Annotated in this window: 17 protein-coding genes; 7 read left to right on the forward strand and 10 right to left on the reverse strand. The window is 65.9% G+C overall.

The genetic code is table 11. The features are described 5' to 3' along the window. The first annotated feature begins 63 nt into the window (after positions 1–63). Positions 64–1,272 (forward strand): acetyl-CoA C-acyltransferase, encoded by a 1,209-nt coding sequence (locus tag AC5P53_RS08800; RefSeq protein WP_019661304.1) that lies wholly within the window; start codon positions 64–66, stop codon positions 1,270–1,272. 475 nt (positions 1,273–1,747) lie between these two features. Here AC5P53_RS08800 and galU read toward each other — a convergent pair whose 3' ends face one another. The 8 genes from galU to cmk form a co-directional block, all read right to left on the reverse strand. Further along, positions 1,748–2,626: a UTP--glucose-1-phosphate uridylyltransferase GalU gene (gene galU / locus AC5P53_RS08805; RefSeq protein WP_032960751.1), complete on the reverse strand. Its 879-nt coding sequence runs from the start codon at positions 2,624–2,626 to the stop codon at positions 1,748–1,750. Next, positions 2,623–4,536, reverse strand: coding sequence for a polysaccharide biosynthesis protein (locus AC5P53_RS08810; RefSeq protein WP_014646852.1), 1,914 nt, complete (start codon positions 4,534–4,536; stop codon positions 2,623–2,625). The genes galU and AC5P53_RS08810 overlap by 4 nt, the downstream gene beginning before the upstream one ends. Before the next feature lie 3 nt (positions 4,537–4,539). Beyond that, positions 4,540–5,529, reverse strand: a complete 990-nt coding sequence (locus AC5P53_RS08815) for an MraY family glycosyltransferase (RefSeq protein WP_134808768.1) — start codon at positions 5,527–5,529, stop codon at positions 4,540–4,542. 3 nt (positions 5,530–5,532) lie between these two features. Continuing rightward, a complete protein-coding gene (lapB, locus tag AC5P53_RS08820) occupies positions 5,533–6,711 on the reverse strand; it encodes a lipopolysaccharide assembly protein LapB (protein WP_014646850.1) in 1,179 nt (392 codons plus the stop codon). A gap of 6 nt (positions 6,712–6,717) precedes the next feature. Further along, a complete protein-coding gene (locus tag AC5P53_RS08825) occupies positions 6,718–7,002 on the reverse strand; it encodes a LapA family protein (RefSeq protein ID WP_014646849.1) in 285 nt (94 codons plus the stop codon). A 77-nt stretch (positions 7,003–7,079) separates the two neighbouring features. Then, positions 7,080–7,385 carry an integration host factor subunit beta gene (locus AC5P53_RS08830; protein ID WP_005409286.1) on the reverse strand — a complete coding sequence of 102 codons (306 nt, stop codon included), beginning with the start codon at positions 7,383–7,385 and terminating at the stop codon, positions 7,080–7,082. A gap of 87 nt (positions 7,386–7,472) precedes the next feature. Further along, on the reverse strand, positions 7,473–9,158 hold the full coding sequence (gene rpsA, locus AC5P53_RS08835; RefSeq protein WP_005416230.1) for a 30S ribosomal protein S1: 1,686 nt from the start codon (positions 9,156–9,158) through the stop codon (positions 7,473–7,475). A 198-nt stretch (positions 9,159–9,356) separates the two neighbouring features. After that, positions 9,357–10,034, reverse strand: coding sequence for a (d)CMP kinase (cmk, locus tag AC5P53_RS08840; protein ID WP_014036894.1), 678 nt, complete (start codon positions 10,032–10,034; stop codon positions 9,357–9,359). Between the two features lie 197 nt (positions 10,035–10,231). On the opposite strand from cmk, the gene ykgO reads away from it, so the two are divergent. From ykgO to AC5P53_RS08870, 6 genes are all read left to right on the forward strand, one after another. Then, positions 10,232–10,357: a type B 50S ribosomal protein L36 gene (ykgO, locus tag AC5P53_RS08845; protein WP_005409283.1), complete on the forward strand. Its 126-nt coding sequence runs from the start codon at positions 10,232–10,234 to the stop codon at positions 10,355–10,357. A 175-nt stretch (positions 10,358–10,532) separates the two neighbouring features. Beyond that, entirely contained in the window at positions 10,533–10,832 is a 300-nt protein-coding gene (locus AC5P53_RS08850) for a hypothetical protein (protein ID WP_227837998.1), read from the forward strand. A gap of 39 nt (positions 10,833–10,871) precedes the next feature. Next, positions 10,872–11,909: an agmatine deiminase family protein gene (locus AC5P53_RS08855; protein WP_241886706.1), complete on the forward strand. Its 1,038-nt coding sequence runs from the start codon at positions 10,872–10,874 to the stop codon at positions 11,907–11,909. A gap of 160 nt (positions 11,910–12,069) precedes the next feature. After that, complete coding sequence (locus AC5P53_RS08860; RefSeq protein WP_241886705.1) at positions 12,070–12,957, forward strand: carbon-nitrogen hydrolase; 888 nt, start codon at positions 12,070–12,072, stop codon at positions 12,955–12,957. 14 nt (positions 12,958–12,971) lie between these two features. Further along, positions 12,972–13,502, forward strand: coding sequence for a GNAT family N-acetyltransferase (locus AC5P53_RS08865; protein WP_069117148.1), 531 nt, complete (start codon positions 12,972–12,974; stop codon positions 13,500–13,502). Positions 13,503–13,506: 4 nt separating this feature from the next. Then, a complete protein-coding gene (locus tag AC5P53_RS08870) occupies positions 13,507–14,727 on the forward strand; it encodes a TraB/GumN family protein (protein ID WP_142234601.1) in 1,221 nt (406 codons plus the stop codon). Positions 14,728–14,862: 135 nt separating this feature from the next. Here AC5P53_RS08870 and AC5P53_RS08875 read toward each other — a convergent pair whose 3' ends face one another. Continuing rightward, complete coding sequence (locus tag AC5P53_RS08875; RefSeq protein ID WP_014646844.1) at positions 14,863–17,949, reverse strand: efflux RND transporter permease subunit; 3,087 nt, start codon at positions 17,947–17,949, stop codon at positions 14,863–14,865. Then, positions 17,946–21,407: an efflux RND transporter permease subunit gene (locus AC5P53_RS08880; protein WP_495227400.1), complete on the reverse strand. Its 3,462-nt coding sequence runs from the start codon at positions 21,405–21,407 to the stop codon at positions 17,946–17,948. The genes AC5P53_RS08875 and AC5P53_RS08880 overlap by 4 nt, the downstream gene beginning before the upstream one ends. Positions 21,408–21,461 lie beyond the last annotated feature (54 nt).

The raw sequence follows: 21,461 nt of genomic DNA on the forward strand, positions 1-21,461 counted from the left end.
TGCTTCCGGTGGGTGCCGACCGTTGGTCGGCACTCCGGCTAAAAAATTCAAGAGATCACTGCAATGACCAAGCAAATCCAGGACGCCTACATCGTCGCCGCCACCCGTACCCCGGTTGGCAAGGCGCCCAAGGGCATGTTCCGCAACACCCGCCCCGACGACATGCTTGCGCACGTGCTGCGCAGCGTCGTCGCCCAGGCCCCGGGCGTGGACGTCAACCGCATCGATGACGCCATCATCGGTTGCGCCATGCCGGAAGCCGAGCAGGGCATGAACGTGGCCCGCATCGGCGTGCTGCTGGCCGGCCTGCCGAACACCATCGCCGCACAGACCGTGAACCGCTTCTGCTCCTCCGGCCTGCAGGCCGTGGCGCAGGCCGCCGACGCGATCCGCCTGGGCAACGCCGACCTGATGCTGGCCGGCGGCACCGAGTCGATGTCGATGGTGCCGATGATGGGCAACAAGATCGCCATGGCGCCGAGCGTGTTCGACAACGACCACGTTGCCATCGCCTACGGCATGGGCATCACCGCCGAGAAGGTCGCCGAAGAGTGGAAGGTCTCGCGCGAAGACCAGGATGCCTTTGCCCTGGCCTCGCACCAGAAGGCCATGGCCGCGATCCAGAACGGCGAGTTCAAGGACGAGATCAGCCCGTACGAGATCGTCTCGCACCTGCCGGACCTGGCCGACGGCCAGCGCATCATCACCCGCAACAAGATCGCCGACACCGACGAAGGCCCCCGCCCGGATTCCTCGGCCGAAGGCCTGGCCAAGCTGCGCCCGGTGTTCCGCAACGGCCAGTTCGGCGGCACCGTCACCGCCGGCAACTCGTCGCAGATGAGCGACGGCGCCGGCGCCGTGCTGCTGGCCTCGGAGCAGGCGATCAAGGATTACGGCCTGACCCCGCTGGCCCGTTTCGTCAGCTTCTCGGTGGCCGGCGTGCGTCCGGAAGTGATGGGCATCGGCCCGATCGCCGCGATCCCGAAGGCACTGAAGCAGGCCGGCCTGACCCAGGACCAGCTGGACTGGATCGAGCTCAACGAAGCCTTCGCCGCGCAGTCGCTGGCGGTGATCCGTGACTGCGGCCTGGACCCGGCCAAGGTCAACCCGCTGGGCGGCGCGATTGCCCTGGGCCACCCGCTGGGTGCGACCGGTGCGATCCGTACCGCAACCCTGCTGCACGGCCTGCGTCGTCGCCAGCAGAAGTACGGCATGGTGACGATGTGCATCGGCACCGGCATGGGTGCGGCGGGTATTTTCGAGGCGCTGTAAGGTTCAAGGCGTTGCCTCGTTGGGCTTCATGGCGTGGGTCGGGTTGGCAGGGCTGCCCGGGACACGCCGTGAACCCTTCCATGGGGGCTCGATGGCGCCATCCATGGCGCCAACGGTCCCGGGAAGCCCTGCCAACCCGGCCCTTCCAGCCTCCCCGCGGCGGAGGGATGAGCAAAGGCAGGGTCAAAGGCTGGGGTCAGATCCCTTTGCTGCGCAAAGGGATCTGACCCCAACCCACGAAAAAAGGCAGCCAGTGGCTGCCTTTTTGCTTTTGCTTCTGCCTTTGATTCCGCCCTTCCCGTCCGCGCCACACGGAAACTGTCGAGAGGGGGCGGATGGCCCTCTCCAAAACCGTTGGCGCCATGGATGGCGCCATCGAGCACCATGGAAGGGCTTTAGCGTGTTTTGGAGAGGGCCATCCGCCCCCTCCCCCACGTATCAATCAAGGCGCCGCACGGAGCGCTTGATAAAACCCTTATTCCGCCAGCATCGCCGCCAGCTTCTCCCGCGCCGGGCCAGCCAGCTTCGGGTTGTCCAGCGCGAAGCGGATCGTCGCCTCCACCAGACCCAGGTGCGTGCCGCAGTCGAAGCGGGTGCCCTCGAAACGATAGGCATCGACTTCTTCGGTCTTCAGCAGCTCGGCAATCGCATCGGTCAGCTGGATCTCGCCGCCGGCACCGGTCTGGGTCTGTTCCAGCAGCTCGAAGATCTTCGGGCTGAGCACGTAACGACCCACCACCGCCAGGTCGCTCGGCGCGTCCTCCGGCTTCGGCTTCTCGACGATCTGCGAAATACGGCCCTTGCGGCCATCGAACGCGTCGGTGGCGACGATGCCGTAACTGGCGGTCTTATCGTGCGGCACGTCTTCAACCGCGATCACGCTGGCGCCACTGGCTTCGTTGAGGTCGGCCATCTGCTTCAGCGCGCCCGCACCGCGGTTCCAGATCAGGTCGTCGGGCAGCAGTACGGCAAACGGCTCGTCACCGATCACCGACCTGGCACACAGCACCGCGTGCCCGAGGCCCAGCGCCTCGGCCTGGGTCACGAAGATCGCGCGCACACCATTGGGGAGCACGTGCCGGATCAGTTCCAGCTGCTCCTGCTTGCCAGCGCGCTCAAGCTTCTGCTCCAGCTCGTACGCCTTGTCGAAATAGTCGGCAACGGCGTGCTTGTAGCGGTTGGTGATGAACACCAGCGTGTCACAGCCGGCTTCGATCGCCTCATCCACCGCGTACTGGATCAGCGGCCGATCAATGATCGGCAGCATCTCCTTCGGCACAGTCTTGGTTGCTGGCAAAAAACGCGTCCCCAATCCTGCCACCGGGAAAACTGCTTTGCGAATTCGCTTGCTCATTGGTGCCTGTTGGCCTCACGTGCCGGAAAAGGCACGACTTTAGCGGATGAAATGTAAGCATCCTGTTCGATTGGCGAGAATTCCGGCATCGTCGCAAACAGGATTTCCTGGATGCGGGCGGTGTCGTAGCTGGCAATCGCCTCGCGCAGGCGCGGAACGTTGCCCAGCACCAGGTCGCGCGAGAACGTACGCACGCCGGCTTCAAGAATCTTCGGGTGCGCGGTGGAGCGGTAATCTTCGTCCGAATAGAACAGCGTCTCGTGCAGCTTCTCGCCCGGACGCAGGCCGGTATAGATGATCTGGATGTCCTTGTACGGCTGCTTGCCGGTCAGGCGGATCATCTGTTCGGCCAGCACGCGGATCGGCACCGGCTCGCCCATGTCGAGGGTATAGATCGCACCATGCGACGCCGATGCGGCCGCCTGCAGGATCAGCTGGCAGGCCTCGGGAATGGTCATGAAGTAGCGGCTGACTTCCGGGTCGGTGACCGTGACCGGGCCACCGCGCAGGATCTGCTCGCGGAACAGCGGCACCACGCTGCCGGCCGACGCCAGCACGTTGCCGAAGCGCACCGTGACAAAACGGGTATGCGTGGACTTCTGGTCCAGGCTCTGGCAGATCATCTCGGCGTAGCGCTTGCTCGCGCCCAGCGCATTGACCGGGTCGACCGCCTTGTCGGTGGAGATGAACACGAAATGCTCCACGCGGGCTTCCAGGCAGGCGCGCGCGACGTTCTCGGTCGCCAGGATGTTGTTGCGCACTGCTTCACGCAGCTGGCGTTCCAGCACCGGTACATGCTTGTAGGCGGCCGCATGGAAAGCGGTATCGACCGGGTGCAGCGACAGCGCGTGGCGGATCACCGCTGGGTCACCGCAGTCGCCCAGCACCGCCTCGATCTCGACATCGGGGAAGCTGCGACGCAGCTCGCCTTCGATGGTCAGCAGCAGCAGCTCGCTGATCTCCAGCAGGATGATGCGACCGGCACCATGCCGCGCGCACTGGCGGCACAGCTCCGAGCCGATCGAACCACCGGCGCCGGTAACCATCACGGTGCGCCCACCCAACCAGCCGCGGATCAGGTTCCAGTCCGGCATGATCGGCTTGCGCCCCAGCAGGTCCTCGATCGCCACTTCCTTCAGCTGGCCCGGCAGCGACTGGCCCTGCAGGATGTCACTGAGCTTGGGCACGGTACGGAACGGCACGCCGGTGCTTTCGCAGATCGCGACGACGCGCTGCATGCCTGCGGCGTCCAGCGACGGCATGGCAATGACCAGCAGCTTGGCAGCGGTCTCGCGGACCACCGTCGGCGCGTCATCCAGCGTACCCAGGATCGGCAGGCCCTGCAGCTTGGCGCCACGCAGGTGCGGCGCGTCGTCGAGCAGGCCGACCGGCTCGAAGTTGCCGGAGCGGCGCAGGTCGCGCACCAGGGTCTCGGCCGCCTGGCCGGCGCCGAGGATCAGCACGCGGCGGGCGCTGGAATCGGACTGCAGTGCCTGGTAGTCCTTCCAGGCGCGGTACAGCAGGCGCGGCGCGCCGAGCAGTGCCGACAGCGCGAACGGGTAGATCACCAGCACCGACATGGGTACGCCGTCGAAGCGCTTCCACATCAGCACCAGGATGATGGCCACCATGCCGATGAAGCTGGCCTTGAAGATGTTCAGCAGGTCGCTGACGCTGGCAAACCGCCACAGGCCGCGGTACAGGCCCACGCGCCAGAACACCAGGCCCTGCAGCAGCAGGACCAGGGTGGTATCGACGTTCCACAGGGGCAGCGCCGGGGCGTTGGGCAGGATCGAGTAACGCCCTGCATGGAGCAGCTGCCAGCATGCCCAGACCATGAAGAGGTCGTGGCAGACGATGGCCGAACGCGGCATCAGGCCGAGGATTCTGTCCCGCCAGGGTGAAGCCATAATTCAGGTAATTCCTTGTCGGTGGCGCATTCCATTGCGCAGGAGGAGCCAGAGGACGCTCAGCGCGATGAACCACGCGATCGCCACGACAGCCTCCCACCTCGGCTGCAAATTGGAGCAGACATTGAACACTGTAATACTGAACAGACCCAAAGCAAAGTACATCCCTGTCACCTGCGGGTGACTGGCTCCTGCCTGCACCGCGCGCTGGTAGACATGCTGGGTATGGGGTTCCATCCAGCGTTGTCCGGAAATGATGCGCGCCAGCAGTGTGAAGCCCGCGTCCACGAGGAACGGCGAAACCGGTACCAGCAGCAGGATCCAGTTGATATCGGTACGCACGCTGGCGATCGCCAGCACCACTGCGACCGCATACCCCAGCGCACCGCTTCCGACATCGCCCATGAAGATCCGGGCGCGAGGGAAGTTGAACGGCAGGAATCCAAGACAGGCCAGGCCCAGCGCCACGGCGGCCAGTGAATAGGGCCACGGCAGCACCGGCGCCAGCCCCAGCATCGCCACGACGGCCTGGCTGGCGGCGATGCCATTGATGCCGTCCATGAAGTTCCAGATGTTGATCAGCGACGCGGTGAACAGCAGCACCAGCACCGACAACAGCCAGCTGCCACCATTCACCTTGACCAGGCCGGCCAACAGCGCTGCGGCGATGAAATGCACCAGCAGGCGACGCATCGCCGGCAGGGGCTTGTGGTCGTCCCACCAGCCGATACCGGCCACCAGCACCAGCCCAAGGCTGGCCACCAGCACCGTCGGCGTGCTTTCGGGCCAGGCCCAGATGGCCACGCCGGCGGTCACCAGCAGGCTGATGACGATGGCGATGCCGCCACCGCGCGGGGTGGCAACGCTATGGCTGCGACGCTCGCCCGGCTGGTCCATCAACTGCTGGCGCAGTGCATAGCCCCGCGCAGCCCAGGTCAGCAACGCACTGAGCAGGGCGAGCCCCAGCAGCGCGCCCATCACAAGCCAGGGCATGGATCAGAGCACCGCGTAGTTCAGCAGCGGCTTGACCGTCCCCCACTCCTTGCAGCTCGGGCACTGCCAGTGGTGGGTACGCGCACCGAAGCCGCAGCGCGTGCAGCGATAGGCCGGGTTGCGCACCAGCAGCTGGTCGGTGATGTGCTTGAGGTCATGCAGGGTGGCGGTGGAATCGGCTCCCTCGGCGAGGGTCAGATCGATCAGCGCGGATTCGCCACGTACCGACGGGCGATCCTTGAGCTGGCGACCGAGGTAGGCACGGGCCGGCGCCACACCTTCCTGCTCTTCCATCAACCGGGTCAGCGCCAATACCGGGGCGATGCCGCGGTAGTGCTCGGTCATCTCCGACAGGAACGCGCGTGCACCTGCCAGATCGCCGACCCTGCGATAGTTCTGCATCAGTGCCGGCAGCAGTTCCGGCAGGTATTCGGGGTCGTTGCGCGCGGCGCGCTCGAAGGCGCGCACGGCGGCCTCTGGATTGCCCGCGTCGGTTTCCAGCCGGCCCTCGATGATGCCGGCGCGCACCGACATCGCGTCGGCCTGGTAGGCGCGGGCGATCGCTGCCCTCGCCTCTTCCAGCTTGCCGGCGCCACGGAAACGTTCGGCCAGTTCGCATTCGAACTGTCCGATCAGCTTGCCCATCGGCTCGCCGGTGACGTCCTCGAAACGGGTCGCGTTGTCGATCGCCTTTTCCCAGTCGCGCTCGGCCTGGTAGATGCCGATCAGGTGCTTGAGCGCCTGCGGTGCGCGCTGATCCAGCTGCGCCAGCTCGGTGAACACGGTCTCGGCACGGTCCAGCAGGCCGGACTTCATGTAATCCTCGCCCAGCGCCAGCAGGGCCTGCACGCGCTGTGCATCACTGAGGTCGTGGCGGTTGACCAGGCCCTGGTGCAGGCGGATGGCGCGGTCGACTTCGCCGCGGCGGCGGAACAGGTGGCCCAGCGCGACCTGGGTCTCGAAGGTTTCCTTGTCCAGCTCGGCGATGTGCAGGAACAGCTCGATGGCCTTGTCCGGCTGCTCGTTGAGCAGGTAGTTCAGGCCACGGAAATAGGTGCTCGACAGGCGGCTGACCTGGCTGTCACCGTGGCGTTGACCACCGCGCCGCCCGATCACCCACCCAGCCAGGGCGGCCAGCGGAACGAACAGGAAGAACCAGAACCACTCGGTGACGAAATCCATCTTCGATCAGCGTCCATCAAAAGATTGAGGGGAAGCAACCGGTGCCGGCGTGGCGGCAGCGGACTTGTTGGCGCGGCGCAGCTGGCTGTAGAGCGGAATGACCACGCTCACCAGCACCAGGCCAGCGCCAACGATGACGCCGATCAGCAACGCGGCAATGATGGCCACGCCGACCGAGGTCTTAAGCTGGGTGAACAGCAGGTTGATGGTCATCTCGTCCATGTTCATGGCACCGATGATCAACCCAAGAATGAGTACCGCCAGCAGGACCAGCAGACGAAAAACCTTCATGCGACAGCTCCAGTGGCAGGAGTCCGTAGCTTATCCGACTCGCGGCTGGATTCGCACGCGGTGGCGCGACGGAAGGCTCAGGCCGGATCGGCGTCCAGCGGCAGTACACTGCTGACCCGCTCGCGCAGTTCCTTGCCCGGCTTGAAATGGGGGACATGCTTGCCCGGCAGGGCAACCGATTCGCCGGTCTTCGGGTTGCGACCCAGGCGCGGCGGACGATAGTGCAGCGAGAAGCTGCCAAATCCACGGATTTCGATGCGATCCCCGGCGGACAGCGATCCGCCCATCATTTCCAGCAACGACTTCACCGCCAGATCGACATCATCGGCCTTCAGGTGCGCCTGGCGGCGCGCAAGGATTTCGATCAGTTCGGATTTGGTCATTACCGGCTCACATCAGGGGCATCTCAGCCTGAAACGGCCCGGGCAATGCCCGGGCCGTCCAGGAAACAACGAACAGCGTAAGGCCGATTACTCGGACTTGTTGCCGTTCAGCTGTGCACGCAGCAGCGCGCCCAGCTGGGTGGTGCCGCTGGAAGCCGAAGAGGACTGGTATTCCTCCAGCACTTCGCGCATTTCCGCGTCGTCCTTGGCCTTGATCGACAGCTGCAGGGTACGGCCCTTGCGGTCCATGCCCACGAACTTGGCTTCGACCTTGTCGCCGACCTTCAGGTGCTGGGTGGCGTCGTCAACGCGCTCGTTGGCGATGTCGCGGGCCGAGACGTAACCTTCGATGCCGTCAGCCAGCTCGATGATCGCGCCCTTGGCGTCGACTTCCTTCACCACACCTTCAACCTTGGAGCCCTTCGGATTGGCAGCCATGTACTGGCCGAACGGATCCTGCTCCAGCTGCTTCACGCCCAGGGAGATGCGCTCGCGCTCCGGATCGACAGCCAGGACGACGGCGTCCAGGGTATCGCCCTTCTTGAAGTTGCGAACGACGTCTTCGCCGGTGGTGTTCCAGCTGATGTCGGACAGGTGGACCAGGCCGTCGATGCCGCCGTCCAGGCCGATGAAGATGCCGAAGTCGGTGATCGACTTGATCTGGCCCGACACCTTGTCACCCTTCTTGTGGGTGGCAGCGAAGGTTTCCCACGGATTGGCGGCAACCTGCTTCATGCCCAGCGAGATACGGCGACGCTCTTCATCGACGTCCAGCACCATCACTTCGACTTCATCACCAACCTGGACAACCTTGGACGGGTTGACGTTCTTGTTGGTCCAATCCATCTCCGAGACGTGCACCAGGCCTTCGACGCCCGGCTCGATCTCAACGAACGCACCGTAATCGGTGACGTTGGAGACCTTGCCGAAGACGCGGCTGTTGGCCGGGTAACGACGGCCGATGTTGTCCCACGGATCCTCGCCCAGCTGCTTCAGGCCCAGCGAAACGCGGTTGCGCTCGCGGTCGAACTTCAGCACGCGGACGTCCAGCTCGTCGCCGACGTTCACGACTTCCGACGGGTGACGCACGCGCTTCCACGCCATGTCGGTGATGTGCAGCAGGCCGTCGATACCGCCCAGGTCCACGAACGCGCCGTAATCGGTCAGGTTCTTGACGACACCCTTCAGGATCGCGCCTTCCTGCAGCTTGTCCATCAGCTGCTCGCGCTCTTCCGAGTGCTCGCTTTCGACGACAGCGCGGCGCGAGACCACGACGTTGTTACGCTTGCGGTCCAGCTTGATGAGCTTGAACTCGAGTTCCTTGCCTTCCAGGTAGGCCGGATCGCGCACCGGGCGCACATCGACCAGGGAACCCGGCAGGAAGGCGCGGACATCCTTGATGTCCACGGTGAAACCACCCTTGACCTTGCCGCTGATGCGGCCGGTGATGGTTTCGTTCTTTTCCAACGCTTCTTCCAGCTCGTCCCACACCATCGCGCGCTTGGCCTTCTCGCGCGACAGGACGGTTTCGCCGAAGCCGTTCTCGATCGAGTCGAGGGCGACCTTGACGATGTCGCCTTCGGCGACGTCGATTTCGCCAGCGTCGTTACGGAACTGTTCGATCGGCACGATGCCTTCGGACTTCAGGCCAGCGTTGATCACCACGACGTCGCCGCGGACTTCAACAACGGTACCGCTGACGATGGCGCCCGGCTTCAGCTTGGCCAGATTGGCCTGGCTGGCTTCAAACAGTTCGGCAAATGATTCGGTCATTAGATTTACTCTGTTGGACACATGGGTCGGTGGCGTCCCCTTCAGGGGAATGGCGACCGCCCGCCTGTTGGTCGACCCCGGAAACGCAGGTCGTGTGTAGTAGGAAAACCGCCACGCATCATTGCGCGGCGGAGCTGGTACAGCACTGCTATGCGCGACCGCCGCCGATGCTGCTGGCAGCGCTCCCGCGCGAACGGATCAGGCAGCCGGAACCGGAAGCAGATCCATCACTCTGGCAACGACATCATCGATGCCGATGCCTGTGGTGTCGATGAGGACAGCATCGTCTGCCGGCTTCAGGGGCGCCACGGTACGCTGGGCATCACGGGCGTCGCGGGCCATGATCTCGCGCAGGAGGTCATCAAAGTTAACAGAAACCCCCTTGTCTTTCAACTGCTTATGCCGGCGCTCGGCGCGCTCCTCGGCACTGGCGGTCAGGAAGACCTTGTAGGAGGCGTCCGGGAAGATCACCGTGCCCATGTCGCGGCCGTCGGCGACCAGGCCCGGCAGCTCCCTGAATGCGCGCTGGCGCTCCTTCAGGGCAGCGCGTACCTCGGGAATGGCGGCAATGGCCGAGGCCAGCGCACCGGTGGTCTCCAGGCGCAGCTCGTCGGTGGCATCGGTGCCGTTGACCATGACCCGCATGGCATCGCCCTGCTCGACAAACTGAACGTGGGTGTCGAAGGTGCAACGCACCAGCGCCGAGGCGTCGGAGGTATCGATGTCGGCCCAGCTTGCGGCCACGCCCACCGCCCGGTACAGCGCGCCCGAATCCAGGTAATGCCAGCCCATCCGGCGCGCGATGATGCGGCTGATGGTACCCTTGCCGGCCCCGGATGGGCCGTCGATGGTCAGGACGGGAGCGAGTGGATTCATGGGGGTCCCAGAGCGTGTGAAGAGGCCATTCTAGCCCCTGCCAGACGCCCCCAGCGGGATCTTTTGTGCAACCACTTGAAACCACGAGGAAAAGCCCGGTAGAATGGCGGGCTTGAACGAGCGTCAACTGCCGATTGTCTTTCGCATATCGCGGCCACGCTCCACCCGAACAACTACTGTTTACGCCGAGGTATGCCATGAAAGTCCTGTCCTCCCTGAAGTCGGCGAAGGCCCGTCACCGTGACTGCAAGGTCGTGCGTCGTCGTGGCAAGATCTTCGTCATCTGCAAGTCGAACCCGCGTTTCAAGGCGCGTCAGCGCTAAGCCTCACAGCCTTCCGGCTGCGGCTGGCCCTACGCGGGGCCGACCCGATGCAAGAAACCGCCTTCGGGCGGTTTTTTGTTTATGCGGCTTTTTCCTGCCGTTTTTGCTGTAATCGCCTTTCTTGACCACTGGGGAGTAGATCGAGATGAAGCGTTACCTGTCCGCCCTGGCCGTGATGGCCACCCTGGCCGCCGCCACACCGGCACTGGCCGATACCCTGCTTGTCGACCGCGCCCGTGAGAAGCCGGCCGGTGCCCTGCCCGTGCGCGGCCAGAGCATGCAGCAGGTGCAGGCGCAGTTCGGCGCGCCCAGCGAGCAGCTGCAGCCGCGTGGCGGGCAGAAACGGCAATGGCCGACCATCAACCGCTGGGTGTACCCGCAGTTCACCGTCTACTTCGAGAAGCAGAAGGTGATCGACGTGGTGGCCAACCAGGCGGACCCGAACGAAATCGGCCCGAAACCGCCGATCCGTTGATCCCATTACCCGCCGTGGGCGGGCCTGTGTAGCGAGACCATGAACCAGACCCTTCGTTTTCCTGCCGAGTGGGAAGCCCAGAGCGGCGTCCTGATTGCCTGGCCCACCGCCGATACCGACTGGGCCGACCGCCTGGGCCAGGTGGAAGAGACCTACATCGCCCTGGTCGCGGCCATCACCCGCTTCCAGCCGGTGCTGGTCTGCGTGGCCGACGACGATGTGGAGACCTACGCCGAGATGCGGCTGCGCTCCAACCGCATCGACATGGACAAGGTCCACTTCACCACGGCGGCCTACGACGATACCTGGCTGCGCGACTCCGGCCCGATCACCCTGCGCCGTGCCGACGGCGGCTTCCAGCTGCTGGATTTCCGCTTCACCGGCTGGGGCGGCAAGTTCGACGCCACCCTGGATGACCAGCTGGTGGGCGTGCTCGACCAGGCCGGCGTATTCAACGATGCGCCGGTCCGCAGCATTCCGTTCGCGCTGGAAGGCGGCGGCATCGAGACCGACGGTGAAGGCACCCTGCTGACCACCTGGAAGTGCCTGCACGAGCGCCACCCGGACCGCGACCGCGCCAGCCTGAGCGCCGACCTGGCCGACTGGCTGCAGCAGGACCGCGTGCTGTGGCTGGACCACGGCTACCTGGAAGGCGACGACACCGACGCGCACATCGATACCCTCGCCCGCTTCGCCTCGGCTGACAGCATCGTCTACCAGGCCTGCGACGACGAGAGCGACTCGCATTACGCCGAACTGCAGGCGATGGGCAATGAGCTGGCCGCGCTACGCACCAAGGATGGCCAGCCGTACCGCCTGTTCCCGCTGCCGTGGGCCCGGCCGGTGATCGACGAAGGCCGTCGCCTGGCTGCCTCGTACGCCAACTACCTGATCGTCAATGGCGCGGTGCTGATGCCGGCCTATGGCGACCCGGCCGATGACCTGGCCCGCGACGTGCTGGCACAGGCGCACCCGGGCCGAGAGATCGTGCAGGTGCCCTGCCGCTCGCTGATCTGGCAGAACGGCAGCCTGCACTGCATCACCATGCAGCTGCCGGCCGGGCTGTTGAAGGCGTAACGATCGTGCCGGCCGCTGGCCGGCAACCCTGCAATGCCTGATGGATCCACGGGATTGCCGGCCAGCGGCCGGCACTACCCGCTGCGCCATTCAGCGCGCGACACGCCGTCGCCGCCCATCCGCGCTAACATGCTGGTTTTCCCCCGCAGGAACGCCCCGCATGAACTCGCGCAGCCCCCTTACCGTCGCCCTGATCCAGGAGCGCAACCACGGTGATGCCGCCGCCAACCTGGCGGTGATCGAAGCACGCGTGGCCGAGGCGGCTGCGCAGGGTGCCAAGCTGGTGCTGCTGCAGGAACTGCATAACGGCCCGTACTTCTGCCAGCACGAATCGGTGGACGAGTTCGACCTGGCCGAGCCGATTCCGGGCCCGAGCACCGAGCGCCTTGGCGCGCTGGCGAAGCAGCATGGCGTGGTGCTGGTCGGCTCGCTGTTCGAGCGCCGCGCTGCCGGGCTGTACCACAACACCGCCGTGGTGTTCGAGAAGGACGGTACGCTGCTCGGCAAGTACCGCAAGATGCATATCCCGGACGACCCGGGCTTCTACGAGAAGTTCTACTTCACCCCGGGCGACATCGGCTTCATGCCGATCGATACCTCGGTGGGCCGCCTGGGCGTGCTGGTGTGCTGGGACCAGTGGTACCCGGAAGCGGCGCGCCTGATGGCGCTGGCCGGCGCCGAGCTGTTGCTGTATCCGACTGCGATCGGCTGGGATCCGGACGACGTGCAGGACGAGAAGACCCGCCAGCGCGACGCCTGGGTGCTGAGCCATCGCGGCCATGCCGTGGCCAACGGCCTGCCGGTGCTGAGCTGCAACCGCGTCGGCCACGAGGCTTCGCCGCTGGGCGCGTCGGGCATCCAGTTCTGGGGCAACAGCCACGTGCTCGGCCCGCAGGGCGAGTTCCTGGCCGAGGCCGGCACCGAGGCCACCGTGCTGCTGTGCGACGTCGACCTGCAGCGCAGCGAGCACGTGCGCCGCATCTGGCCGTTCCTGCGTGATCGCCGCATCGATGCCTACGGCGACCTGCTCAAGCGCTACATCGACTGAGCCGGAGCCCGCGCATGGCCGTCCTCATCCGTGATGCCGGCCCGGCCGACATCGACGCGATCACCGCGATCTATGCGGTGGAAGTGACTGACTTCGTCAACACCTACGAGTACGACATTCCGGACGCGACCGAGATGCTGCGCCGCATGCGCGACATCGTCGATCGCGGCTTCCCCTACCTGGTCGCCGAGATCGACGGCCAGGTCGCCGGCTATGCCTACGCCAACACCTACCGCACCCGCGTCGCCTACCAGTGGACCGTTGAGAACTCGGTCTACGTCGATGCCCGCTTCCAGGGCCAGGGCGTCGGCACCGGCCTGCTGCAGGCGTTGATCAACGCCTGCATCGCACGTGGCTACCGGCAGATGGTGGCGGTGATCGGCGAGCCGACCAACACTGCTTCAATCAAGCTGCACGAACGCTTCGGCTTCGAACTGGTGGGCGTGTTCCGTGGCCTCGGCCGCAAGCATGGCCGCTGGCTGGACACCGTGCAGATGCAGCGCGCGCTCGGCGATGGCGCCGACACCGCACCTTCCAATGAATGAACCCATGACCGAAACCCTTCCCGAGACCGGTGACGACCTGTTCGCCGGCCAGCCGGTGCGCGTCGTCGAACGCGACGGCGTGCGCTACACTCTGCTGGGCACCGCCCACGTCTCCCGCGCCAGCGTCGAGGCCGTGGAAAAAGCCATCGACAGCGGCCGCTTCGATGCGGTTGCCGTCGAGCTGGACCCGCAGCGCCTGCAGGCGCTGAGCGACCCGGACACGCTGGCCAAGCTCGACCTGGTCGAGGTGATCCGCAAGGGCCGCGTCGCCCTGTTCGCCGCCAACCTGGCCCTGTCCGCCTACCAGCGCCGCCTGGCCGAACAGCTCGACATCGAGCCGGGCGCGGAACTGAAACGCGCGGTGGAACTGGCGCGCGAACGCGACCTGCCGGTGCACCTGATCGACCGCGAGGTCGGCCTGACCTTCCGCCGGGCGTCGCAGCGGCTTGGGTTCTTCGGCAAGCTGAAGCTGGTTGCCGGGCTGGGCGCCGGCCTGTTCTCGTCCGAGGAAGTGGGCGAGAACGAGATCGAAAAGCTCAAGCAGGGCGACATGCTGGAATCGAGCTTCGGTGAGTTCGCCAGCGAGAGCCCGGCGCTGTACGAAACCATCATCGGCGAGCGCGACCGCTACATGGCCACGCGCCTGCGCGAGGAGCACACCCCGCAGCAGCGTGAAGTGCTGGCGGTGGTCGGTGCCGGTCACCTGGCCGGGCTGGCGCGCTACCTGGAAACCGATACCGAGGCACCGGCGCCGCTGCGCGCCGAGCTGGAGGCGGTGCCGAAGAAGCGCAACATCCCGTGGTTCACGCTCGGCATCCTGGCGATCGTGGCGACCGGCATCGGTGTGGGCTTCTACCGCGGCGGCCTGGGCGTGGGCACCGAGCTGCTGGCGACCTGGGCAATGTATACCGGCGGACTGGCGGGCTTGGGCTGCCTGCTGGCAGGCGGTCACCCGCTGAGCATTCTCACCGCGATCGCGGTGGCCCCGTTCAAGCCGTTCCGCCTGAGCATCCCGACCGGCGCATTCTCGGCGCTGCTGGAAGCGCGCCTGCGCAAGCCGGCCTACGAAGACTTCCTGAAGCTGCGCGACGATGCGCAGAGCCTGAAGGGCTGGTACCGCAATCGCGTTACCCGCGTGGTGCTGACCTTCATGCTGACCAACATCGGCAGCATGCTCGGCCTGTGGCTGACCACCTTCAAGGTGTGGGGCAAGGTGGCGGGATAAGCCTCTCAACCGGCCACAGAATCTGTAGCGCCCGAGCCCATGCTCGGGCGATGCCGCGACGCGGCGAGCAGAAAAAAAGGGGGAGACCGCCCCACTACGACCGGCCTCCCCCACACCACAACACGTTGGCGCGCATTACAGCCGGGCAGCGCCCGGCTCCATCCTCTCCAGCCCGCGTGCACGGCGGATCAACCGCGTCACGGCATTGCGCAGGTCATCGAGCACCGCATAGATCGTCGGCAGGAACAGCAGGCTGACCACCGTCGAGAACGCCAGGCCGCCCGCAATCGCGCGCGCCATCGGCGAATACTCCGGGCCATTGCCGAACATCTGCGTATCGGTCAGCGAGATCGGGATCATCGCCAGGATCGCCGTGCCCATGGTCATCATGATCGGGCGCAGGCGTTCGCGTGAGCCTTCCACCAGCGCCTGGGTGCGGCCCATGCCGCTGCGCCGCAGGTTGTTGATGTGCTCGATCATCACGATGCCGTTGTTCACCACCACGCCCATCAGCACCAGGATGCCGATGAAGGACATGATCCCGAACGAGGTGCCGGTGATCCAGAACAGCCAGAACACGCCGAAGATCGAGAACAGCACTCCGCTCATGATCGCCGCCGGGAACAGCAGCGACTCGAACACCGCCGCCATCACCACGTAGATCATCACCAGTGCGATCAGCAGGTTGAACACCATCTGCTGCATGGCCTCGTCGTCGTTGCCGTAGTCGCCGCCGTCGAAGGTGAAGCCATAGCCGGCCGGGAAGTTCATCGGCTTGAGCACGGCTTCGATCGCCTTGCGCCCGTCCGGCGCGGTGACCTTCTCGGCCAGGTTGGCCTTGATGGTCAACGTGGTCTGGCGGTTGGTGCGGCCGATCTGGGTGGCGGACGAACCAACGTCCACGGTGACCAGGCTCAGCAGCGGCACGCTGCGGCCATCGCCGGTGCGCACGCTGAAACCGGCCAGGTCTTCCGGGCTGCTCTGCTCGGCGCCGGCAAAGCGCACCCACACCGGCACTTCGTTGTCACCGCGGCGGAACTCGCGCATCGGCGCGCCGCGCAGCGCCAGGCCGACGAAGCTGGCCACCTGCTCGGCATTGAAGCCGAACGCTGCGGCACGCTCGCGGTCGACGCGCACCTTCAGCTCGCCGCCCTTCTCGCCGTTGTCGATGCGCACGTCACGCAGCTCGGCACGCTGCGCCAGCAACGGCACCACTTCCTGGCCGATCTCCTGCAGCATCGAGCTGGAATCACCCACCAGCTGCACCTGCACGCCCTGGTTGCTGCCGCCACCGCCATCGCCGCCCTGGTTGCCGACGAAGTAATCGGTGCGTGCCGACTTCGGCAGGCCCTTGCGCAGTTCCTCCTGCAGCGACTTGATGTCCTTGGCGTATTTTTCGTCCAGGGTGACCACCGTGGAGCTGCCTTCCTGCTCGCTGTACCAGGAATACACCTGCTTCACGTGCAGGCGTTCGCGGTTCTGGTCGATCCAGTTCTCCACCCGCGCCACTTCCTCGGACATCTGGCGGTAGGTGTAGGCGCCCTTCCACATGTAGCCGATGAAGATGTCCTTGCCCCCCTCACCACCGAACATGTCGACCTTGGTCAGCTTCATCGGCACCAGGCTGACCAGCACCACGAGCAGGATGCCGAGCAGGCTCCAACCGCGGTGATGCAGTGACCAGTCCAGCAGCTGCGCATAGCGTCGCTGCAGGCGCGCGATCAGGCCGGTCTGCGAGTGCACCAGCTTGGGCGTGGCCATGCGCGCGGACAGCATCGGGATCAGGCTGACCGCCACCAGCCACGAGGCCAGCAGCGAGACCGAGATGGTGATCGCGATCTGCGCCATGAAGATGCTGATGTTGTTGGTCTCGCCGAACAGGTTCGGCACGAACACGATGCAGTGGCACAGCGTGCCGGCGCTGAGCGCGATGGCCACGTTGCGGGTGCCGATGATCGAGGCCAGCCGTGGCTGCCCCGGCATGCGCTCGCGCTCCTGGTAGATGCTCTCCACCACCACCACCGCGTTGTCGACCAGCATGCCGACGGCCAGCAGCAGGCCCATCATGGTCAGGATGTTGAGTGTCACCCCGACGAAGTACATGAAGCCGAGGGTGATGGTGAAGCAGATCGGAATGGCCAGGGTCACCATCAGCGTCGACGGCCAATGGCGCAGGAAGAAGAACAGCACGGTGACCGACAGGATCAGGCCGACCGCGCCGGCCTCGGCCAGCTCCAGCAGCGAGGACGTCACTGCCTTGCCCTGGTTGTCGATCACCTTGATCTGCACGTCGCGCATCGACGGCTGCGCGCGGATCGCCTCGACCTCGGCCAGTGCCGCACGCGAAACGTCCACCAGGTTGGCGCTGCGTTCCTTGAAGATGTCCAGGCCCACCGCCGGGTTGCCGTCCAGGCGGCGCCCGTAGTTCATCCGCGCCGGCTTCAGGCGCACGTCGGCGATGTCGCCCAGGCGCAGGCCCTTGGCGTTGATCACCAGGTCGCGCATCTCCTGAAGGTCGGTGATCTCGCCTACCGGCTGCACGCGCACGCGTTGGCCGTTGTCATCGATCTGCCCGGCCGAGATCGAGAAGTTCAGCGTGCGCAGGCGCTCGCTCAGCTCGTTGATGCTCAACCCATGCGCGTTGAGCCGGTTCGGATCGATGGCGATCTCCACCTCGTTCGGCGGCGCACCGGTGATATCGACGCGGGCCACACCGGGAATACGCTCGATGCGCCGCTTGAACTCACGATCGAGCATGTCATAGGCGGTGGTCAGGTCGGTGGTGCTGGCCAGCCGCACCTTCAGCACGGGCTGGTCGCTGCTGGACCACTTGAACACGTTGTAGCGCTGCAGGTCGTCGGGCAGGTCGCTGCGGATCGCGTCGATACGCTCGCGCGCGTCCGACGCGGCAATGGCGATGTCGCGGTCCCAGTCGCTGAACTCGATGTAGATCAGCGCCGCCTCGGAGGTGGCCGACGAGCGCATGCGCTTGATGCCGGTCATCGTCGCCAGCGATTCCTCGACTGGACGGATGATGGTCCGTTCCACTTCTTCCGGGGTCGAGCCGGTGTAGGGAATCTGCACGAACAGGAACGGCGCGGAGATGTCCGGCAACGCCTCCAGCGGCAGCCGGAACGAAGCGATCAGGCCGATCACCACCAGCGACACGAAGCACATGATGGTGGTGACCGGACGGCGGATGGAGAACTCGGCAACACTCATGCCGGTTCCTCCACACCCGCTGTGCCGCCCTCGTCGCCATGCAGGCTCTCACCGGCGTGCTTGCGGCCGCGCTCACGGTAGTAGGTGTCGCCGCGACGATCCATCAGGTCGTACACCACCGGGATCACCAGCAGCGTCAGCAGCGTCGACACCAGCAGGCCACCGATCACGGTGATCGCCATCGGTGCACGCACTTCGGCGCCCTCGCCCATCGCCACCGCCAGCGGCAGGAAGCCGAACAGCGTGCACAGCGTGGTCATGATGATCGGCCGCAGGCGCGAGCGCGCACCTTCCACCAGCGCCTCATGCTTGGCCACGCCGGCCTCGCGCAGCTGGTTGACCTTGTCGATCAGGATGATCGCGTTCTTGGTGACCAGGCCGACCAGCAGGATCAGGCCGATGAACACCACCACCGAGATGGGCTTTCCGGTCAGCATCAGCGCCAGGATCGCGCCGACCAGCGCCAGCGGGATGGTGAACAGGATCACGAACGGGTGCAGCAGGGATTCGAACTGCGAGGCCATCACCAGGTAGACCAGGAAGATCGCCAGGCCGAAGGCGAAGATCAGCGACTTCGCCGCCTGCGCCAGTTCCTCGCCCTGGCCGCCGATGTGCAGGCCGACGCCCGCGCCCAGCGGCTGCTCGGCCACCATCTGCTGCACTTCGCGCATGGCGGCGCCCAGGTCGATGTCGCGCAGGTTGGCCGATACCACCGCGACCCGGGTCTGGTCGGCACGATGGATCTCGCTGGGGCCGGTGGTGGCGACCACGTCGGCCACCGCGTCCAGGGTCACCGGGCGGGTGCTGCCCGGATTGACGATCAGCCGGCGGATGCTCTCCACGCTGGCGCGGTCACCTTCCTGGGCGCGCACCAGCACGTCGATCTTGCGGTCACGGAAGCTGTAGCGGGTGGCGACGTCGCCACGCACCTTCTTCACCACCACGTCGGCGATCTGGCGGGTGGTCAGGCCCAGCGCACCGGCGCGCTCCTGGTCGAAGCGGATCTGGATTTCCGGGAAGCCCTCTTCCACCGTCGACTTCACGTCGGCGTAGTGGGCGTTGCCGCGCAGCATCGCCGCCAGGCGCTGGCCGGCCACTTCCAGGGTCGCCATGTCCTGCCCGCGCAGTTCGATTTCCAGCGGCGTGGAAAAGCTGAACAACGCCGGCCGCGCGAAGTCGACCTGGGCACCCGGGTGCTGGCTCATGGTGCCGCGCAAGCGCTCGGTGATCGCCGCTTCAGTGTGCGCATTGCCGCCACCTTCCATCACCACGGTCAGCTTGCCGATGTTCTCGCCACTTTCGGTCGGGCTGGCATCCAGCCGGGTGCCGCTGCCACTGACGCCATACAGCGAGGCCACGCCTTCGCCCTTGCCATGCGCCAGCTGCAGCTCGCGCACCAGTGCATCGGTCTGCTTGAGCGGCGTGCCGGCCGGCAGCTTCACCGTCATTTCGAAACGGTCCTGCGCCAGCTGCGGGATCAGGTCGGCGCCAAGCATCGGCACCAGCGCCATGGTCGCCACGAAAATGATGGCTGCCACGCCCAGCACCTTGCCGGGATGCGCCAGCGCACTCGGCAGCAGGCGCAGGTAGCCTCGCTCGGCGCCTGCATAGGGCTTCATCGCCAGGTCGCTGGCCTTGCGCATCACCGGGCCGACCACCGCCACCACGCCGCGCCACAGGCGCACCACGAGCCAGGCCAGCGCATAGAAGCTCCAGCGCACGCTGGCGAGCACGCCACGGCGGCCCAGTGCAACCGGCTTCTGCCAACGCTTCTGCGGCTGCCATGCTGCGTTCGGCGCCTCTTCCGGGAACGCCAGCGGCGGCCGCCCCTTCAGCGAGCTCAGCATCGGGATCAGGGTCATCGACACCAGCAGCGAGATCGCGATGGCGATCGCCACGGTCAGCGCCTGGTCGCGGAACAGCTGCCCGGCGATGCCATCGACGAACACCAGCGGCAGGAACACCGCGATGGTGGTCAGGGTCGAGGCGACCACGGCCATGCTCACTTCACGGGTGCCGGCGATCGCCGCCTGCAGGATGCCCAGGCCGCGCTCACGGGCCTTGGCGATGCTCTCCAGCACCACGATCGAGTCATCCACCACCAGGCCGGTGGCCAATGCCAGGCCACCCAGCGACATCACGTTCAAGCTCAGGCCGAGCTGGCCCATGAAGAAGAACGTGGCGATGATCGAGACCGGCAACGACAGGCTGATCACGAACGTACTCCAGCCATCGCGCAGGAACAGGAAGATGATCAGGATCGCCAGCAGGCCGCCGATCACGGCATCCTTCTTGACGTCGGCGATGGCGTGCTCGATGAAGCGCGACTGGTCCTCGATGGTGGTCAGCTCGACATCGGACGGGAACGTGCCCTTGATCTGCTCCAGGCGCTTGCGCAGCGCTTCAGCGGTGGACACGGTGTTGGCGTCGCCTTCCTTGTAGATGGCCAGCTCGACCGACTCCTTGCCGCCCAGGCGGATGATCGCTTCGCGCTCCTTGTAGCCCTGGCGCACGGTGGCCACGTCCTTCAGGCGCACCGGCACGCCGTTGGCAACCACGCTGGAGCCACCGCCGGACGATGCGCTCTGTGCCGCCGACGCCGCCGCGATGGCGGCCGCCGAACCCGTCGACGCGGCGATGTTGAACATCTGCTGCAGCGCCGAGTCCGCCGCGCTGCCATTGGCGGCCTGGGTGGTCACCAGCAGGTTGCGGATCTCCTCCAGGTCGGCGAACTGGTTGACGGTACGCACCAGGAAGCGCTGCGAGCCCTCCTCCAGGCGGCCGCCGGAAATGTTGATGTTCTCGTCCTTCAGGCGCTTGATGACGGTGTCGATCGGCAGGTTCAGCTGGGCAAGCTTCTGCTGGTCGATGTCGACCTGGATCTCGTCCTCCAGGCCGCCGCCCACCTTCACTGCCGCCACACCGGTGACCGGCTCCAGCTTCTTCTTGAGGTCTTCATCGGCATAGCGGCGCAGGCCGGTCAGCTCGCGCACCGCATCGGCATCGCTGGTCGGCGCCGTCTTGTTCGACAGCACCAGGCGCATGATCGGCTCGGTGGACGGATTGAAGCGCAGCAGCACCGGGGCCTTGGCCTCCAGCGGCAGGTTCAGCGCTTCCATCTTGTCGCGCACCTCCAGGCTGGCCTGGTCCATGTTGGTGCCCCAGGCGAATTCCAGCACCACGTCGCTCTGGCCGGTGCGCGAGACCGACTTCAGCTTGCGCAGGTTCTTGACCACGCCGACCGCTTCTTCGACCGGCTGGGTGATCAGGGTTTCGATTTCAGTCGGCGCTGCACCGGTGTATTCGGTGCGCACGGTCAGCGTCGGGTAGCTCAGGTCGGGCAGCAGGTTGACCTTGAGATTGCCCAGCGCGATCAGGCCGAACAGCAGCAGCGTGACCGTGCACATGGCGATGGTCACGCGGCGGCGGGTGGCAAACTCCACCAGGCCGCCGCGCATGCCGCCGGCGGCGCCGTCGCTCGCCGGCGAGGCACCGTGGTCGTGGCCCGGGGC

This window comes from Stenotrophomonas sp. YJH_SMC_82 (genome assembly GCF_059368875.1).

Excerpts from the sequence above, each read along its gene's own strand:
- galU (WP_032960751.1), bottom strand. The coding sequence starts at position 2,626 with ATGAGCAAGCGAATTCGCAAAGCAGTTTTCCCGGTGGCAGGATTGGGG.
- cmk (WP_014036894.1), bottom strand. The coding sequence starts at position 10,034 with ATGAATCCACTCGCTCCCGTCCTGACCATCGACGGCCCATCCGGGGCC.
- AC5P53_RS08810 (WP_014646852.1), bottom strand. The coding sequence starts at position 4,536 with ATGGCTTCACCCTGGCGGGACAGAATCCTCGGCCTGATGCCGCGTTCG.
- AC5P53_RS08875 (WP_014646844.1), bottom strand. The coding sequence starts at position 17,949 with ATGAGTGTTGCCGAGTTCTCCATCCGCCGTCCGGTCACCACCATCATG.
- lapB (WP_014646850.1), bottom strand. The coding sequence starts at position 6,711 with ATGGATTTCGTCACCGAGTGGTTCTGGTTCTTCCTGTTCGTTCCGCTG.
- rpsA (WP_005416230.1), bottom strand. The coding sequence starts at position 9,158 with ATGACCGAATCATTTGCCGAACTGTTTGAAGCCAGCCAGGCCAATCTG.
- AC5P53_RS08850 (WP_227837998.1), top strand. The coding sequence starts at position 10,533 with ATGGCCACCCTGGCCGCCGCCACACCGGCACTGGCCGATACCCTGCTT.
- AC5P53_RS08860 (WP_241886705.1), top strand. The coding sequence starts at position 12,070 with ATGAACTCGCGCAGCCCCCTTACCGTCGCCCTGATCCAGGAGCGCAAC.
- AC5P53_RS08870 (WP_142234601.1), top strand. The coding sequence starts at position 13,507 with ATGACCGAAACCCTTCCCGAGACCGGTGACGACCTGTTCGCCGGCCAG.
- AC5P53_RS08800 (WP_019661304.1), top strand. The coding sequence starts at position 64 with ATGACCAAGCAAATCCAGGACGCCTACATCGTCGCCGCCACCCGTACC.
- AC5P53_RS08825 (WP_014646849.1), bottom strand. The coding sequence starts at position 7,002 with ATGAAGGTTTTTCGTCTGCTGGTCCTGCTGGCGGTACTCATTCTTGGG.
- ykgO (WP_005409283.1), top strand. The coding sequence starts at position 10,232 with ATGAAAGTCCTGTCCTCCCTGAAGTCGGCGAAGGCCCGTCACCGTGAC.
- AC5P53_RS08830 (WP_005409286.1), bottom strand. The coding sequence starts at position 7,385 with ATGACCAAATCCGAACTGATCGAAATCCTTGCGCGCCGCCAGGCGCAC.
- AC5P53_RS08855 (WP_241886706.1), top strand. The coding sequence starts at position 10,872 with ATGAACCAGACCCTTCGTTTTCCTGCCGAGTGGGAAGCCCAGAGCGGC.
- AC5P53_RS08865 (WP_069117148.1), top strand. The coding sequence starts at position 12,972 with ATGGCCGTCCTCATCCGTGATGCCGGCCCGGCCGACATCGACGCGATC.
- AC5P53_RS08815 (WP_134808768.1), bottom strand. The coding sequence starts at position 5,529 with ATGCCCTGGCTTGTGATGGGCGCGCTGCTGGGGCTCGCCCTGCTCAGT.
- AC5P53_RS08880 (WP_495227400.1), bottom strand. The coding sequence starts at position 21,407 with ATGCGCGGCGGCCTGGTGGAGTTTGCCACCCGCCGCCGCGTGACCATC.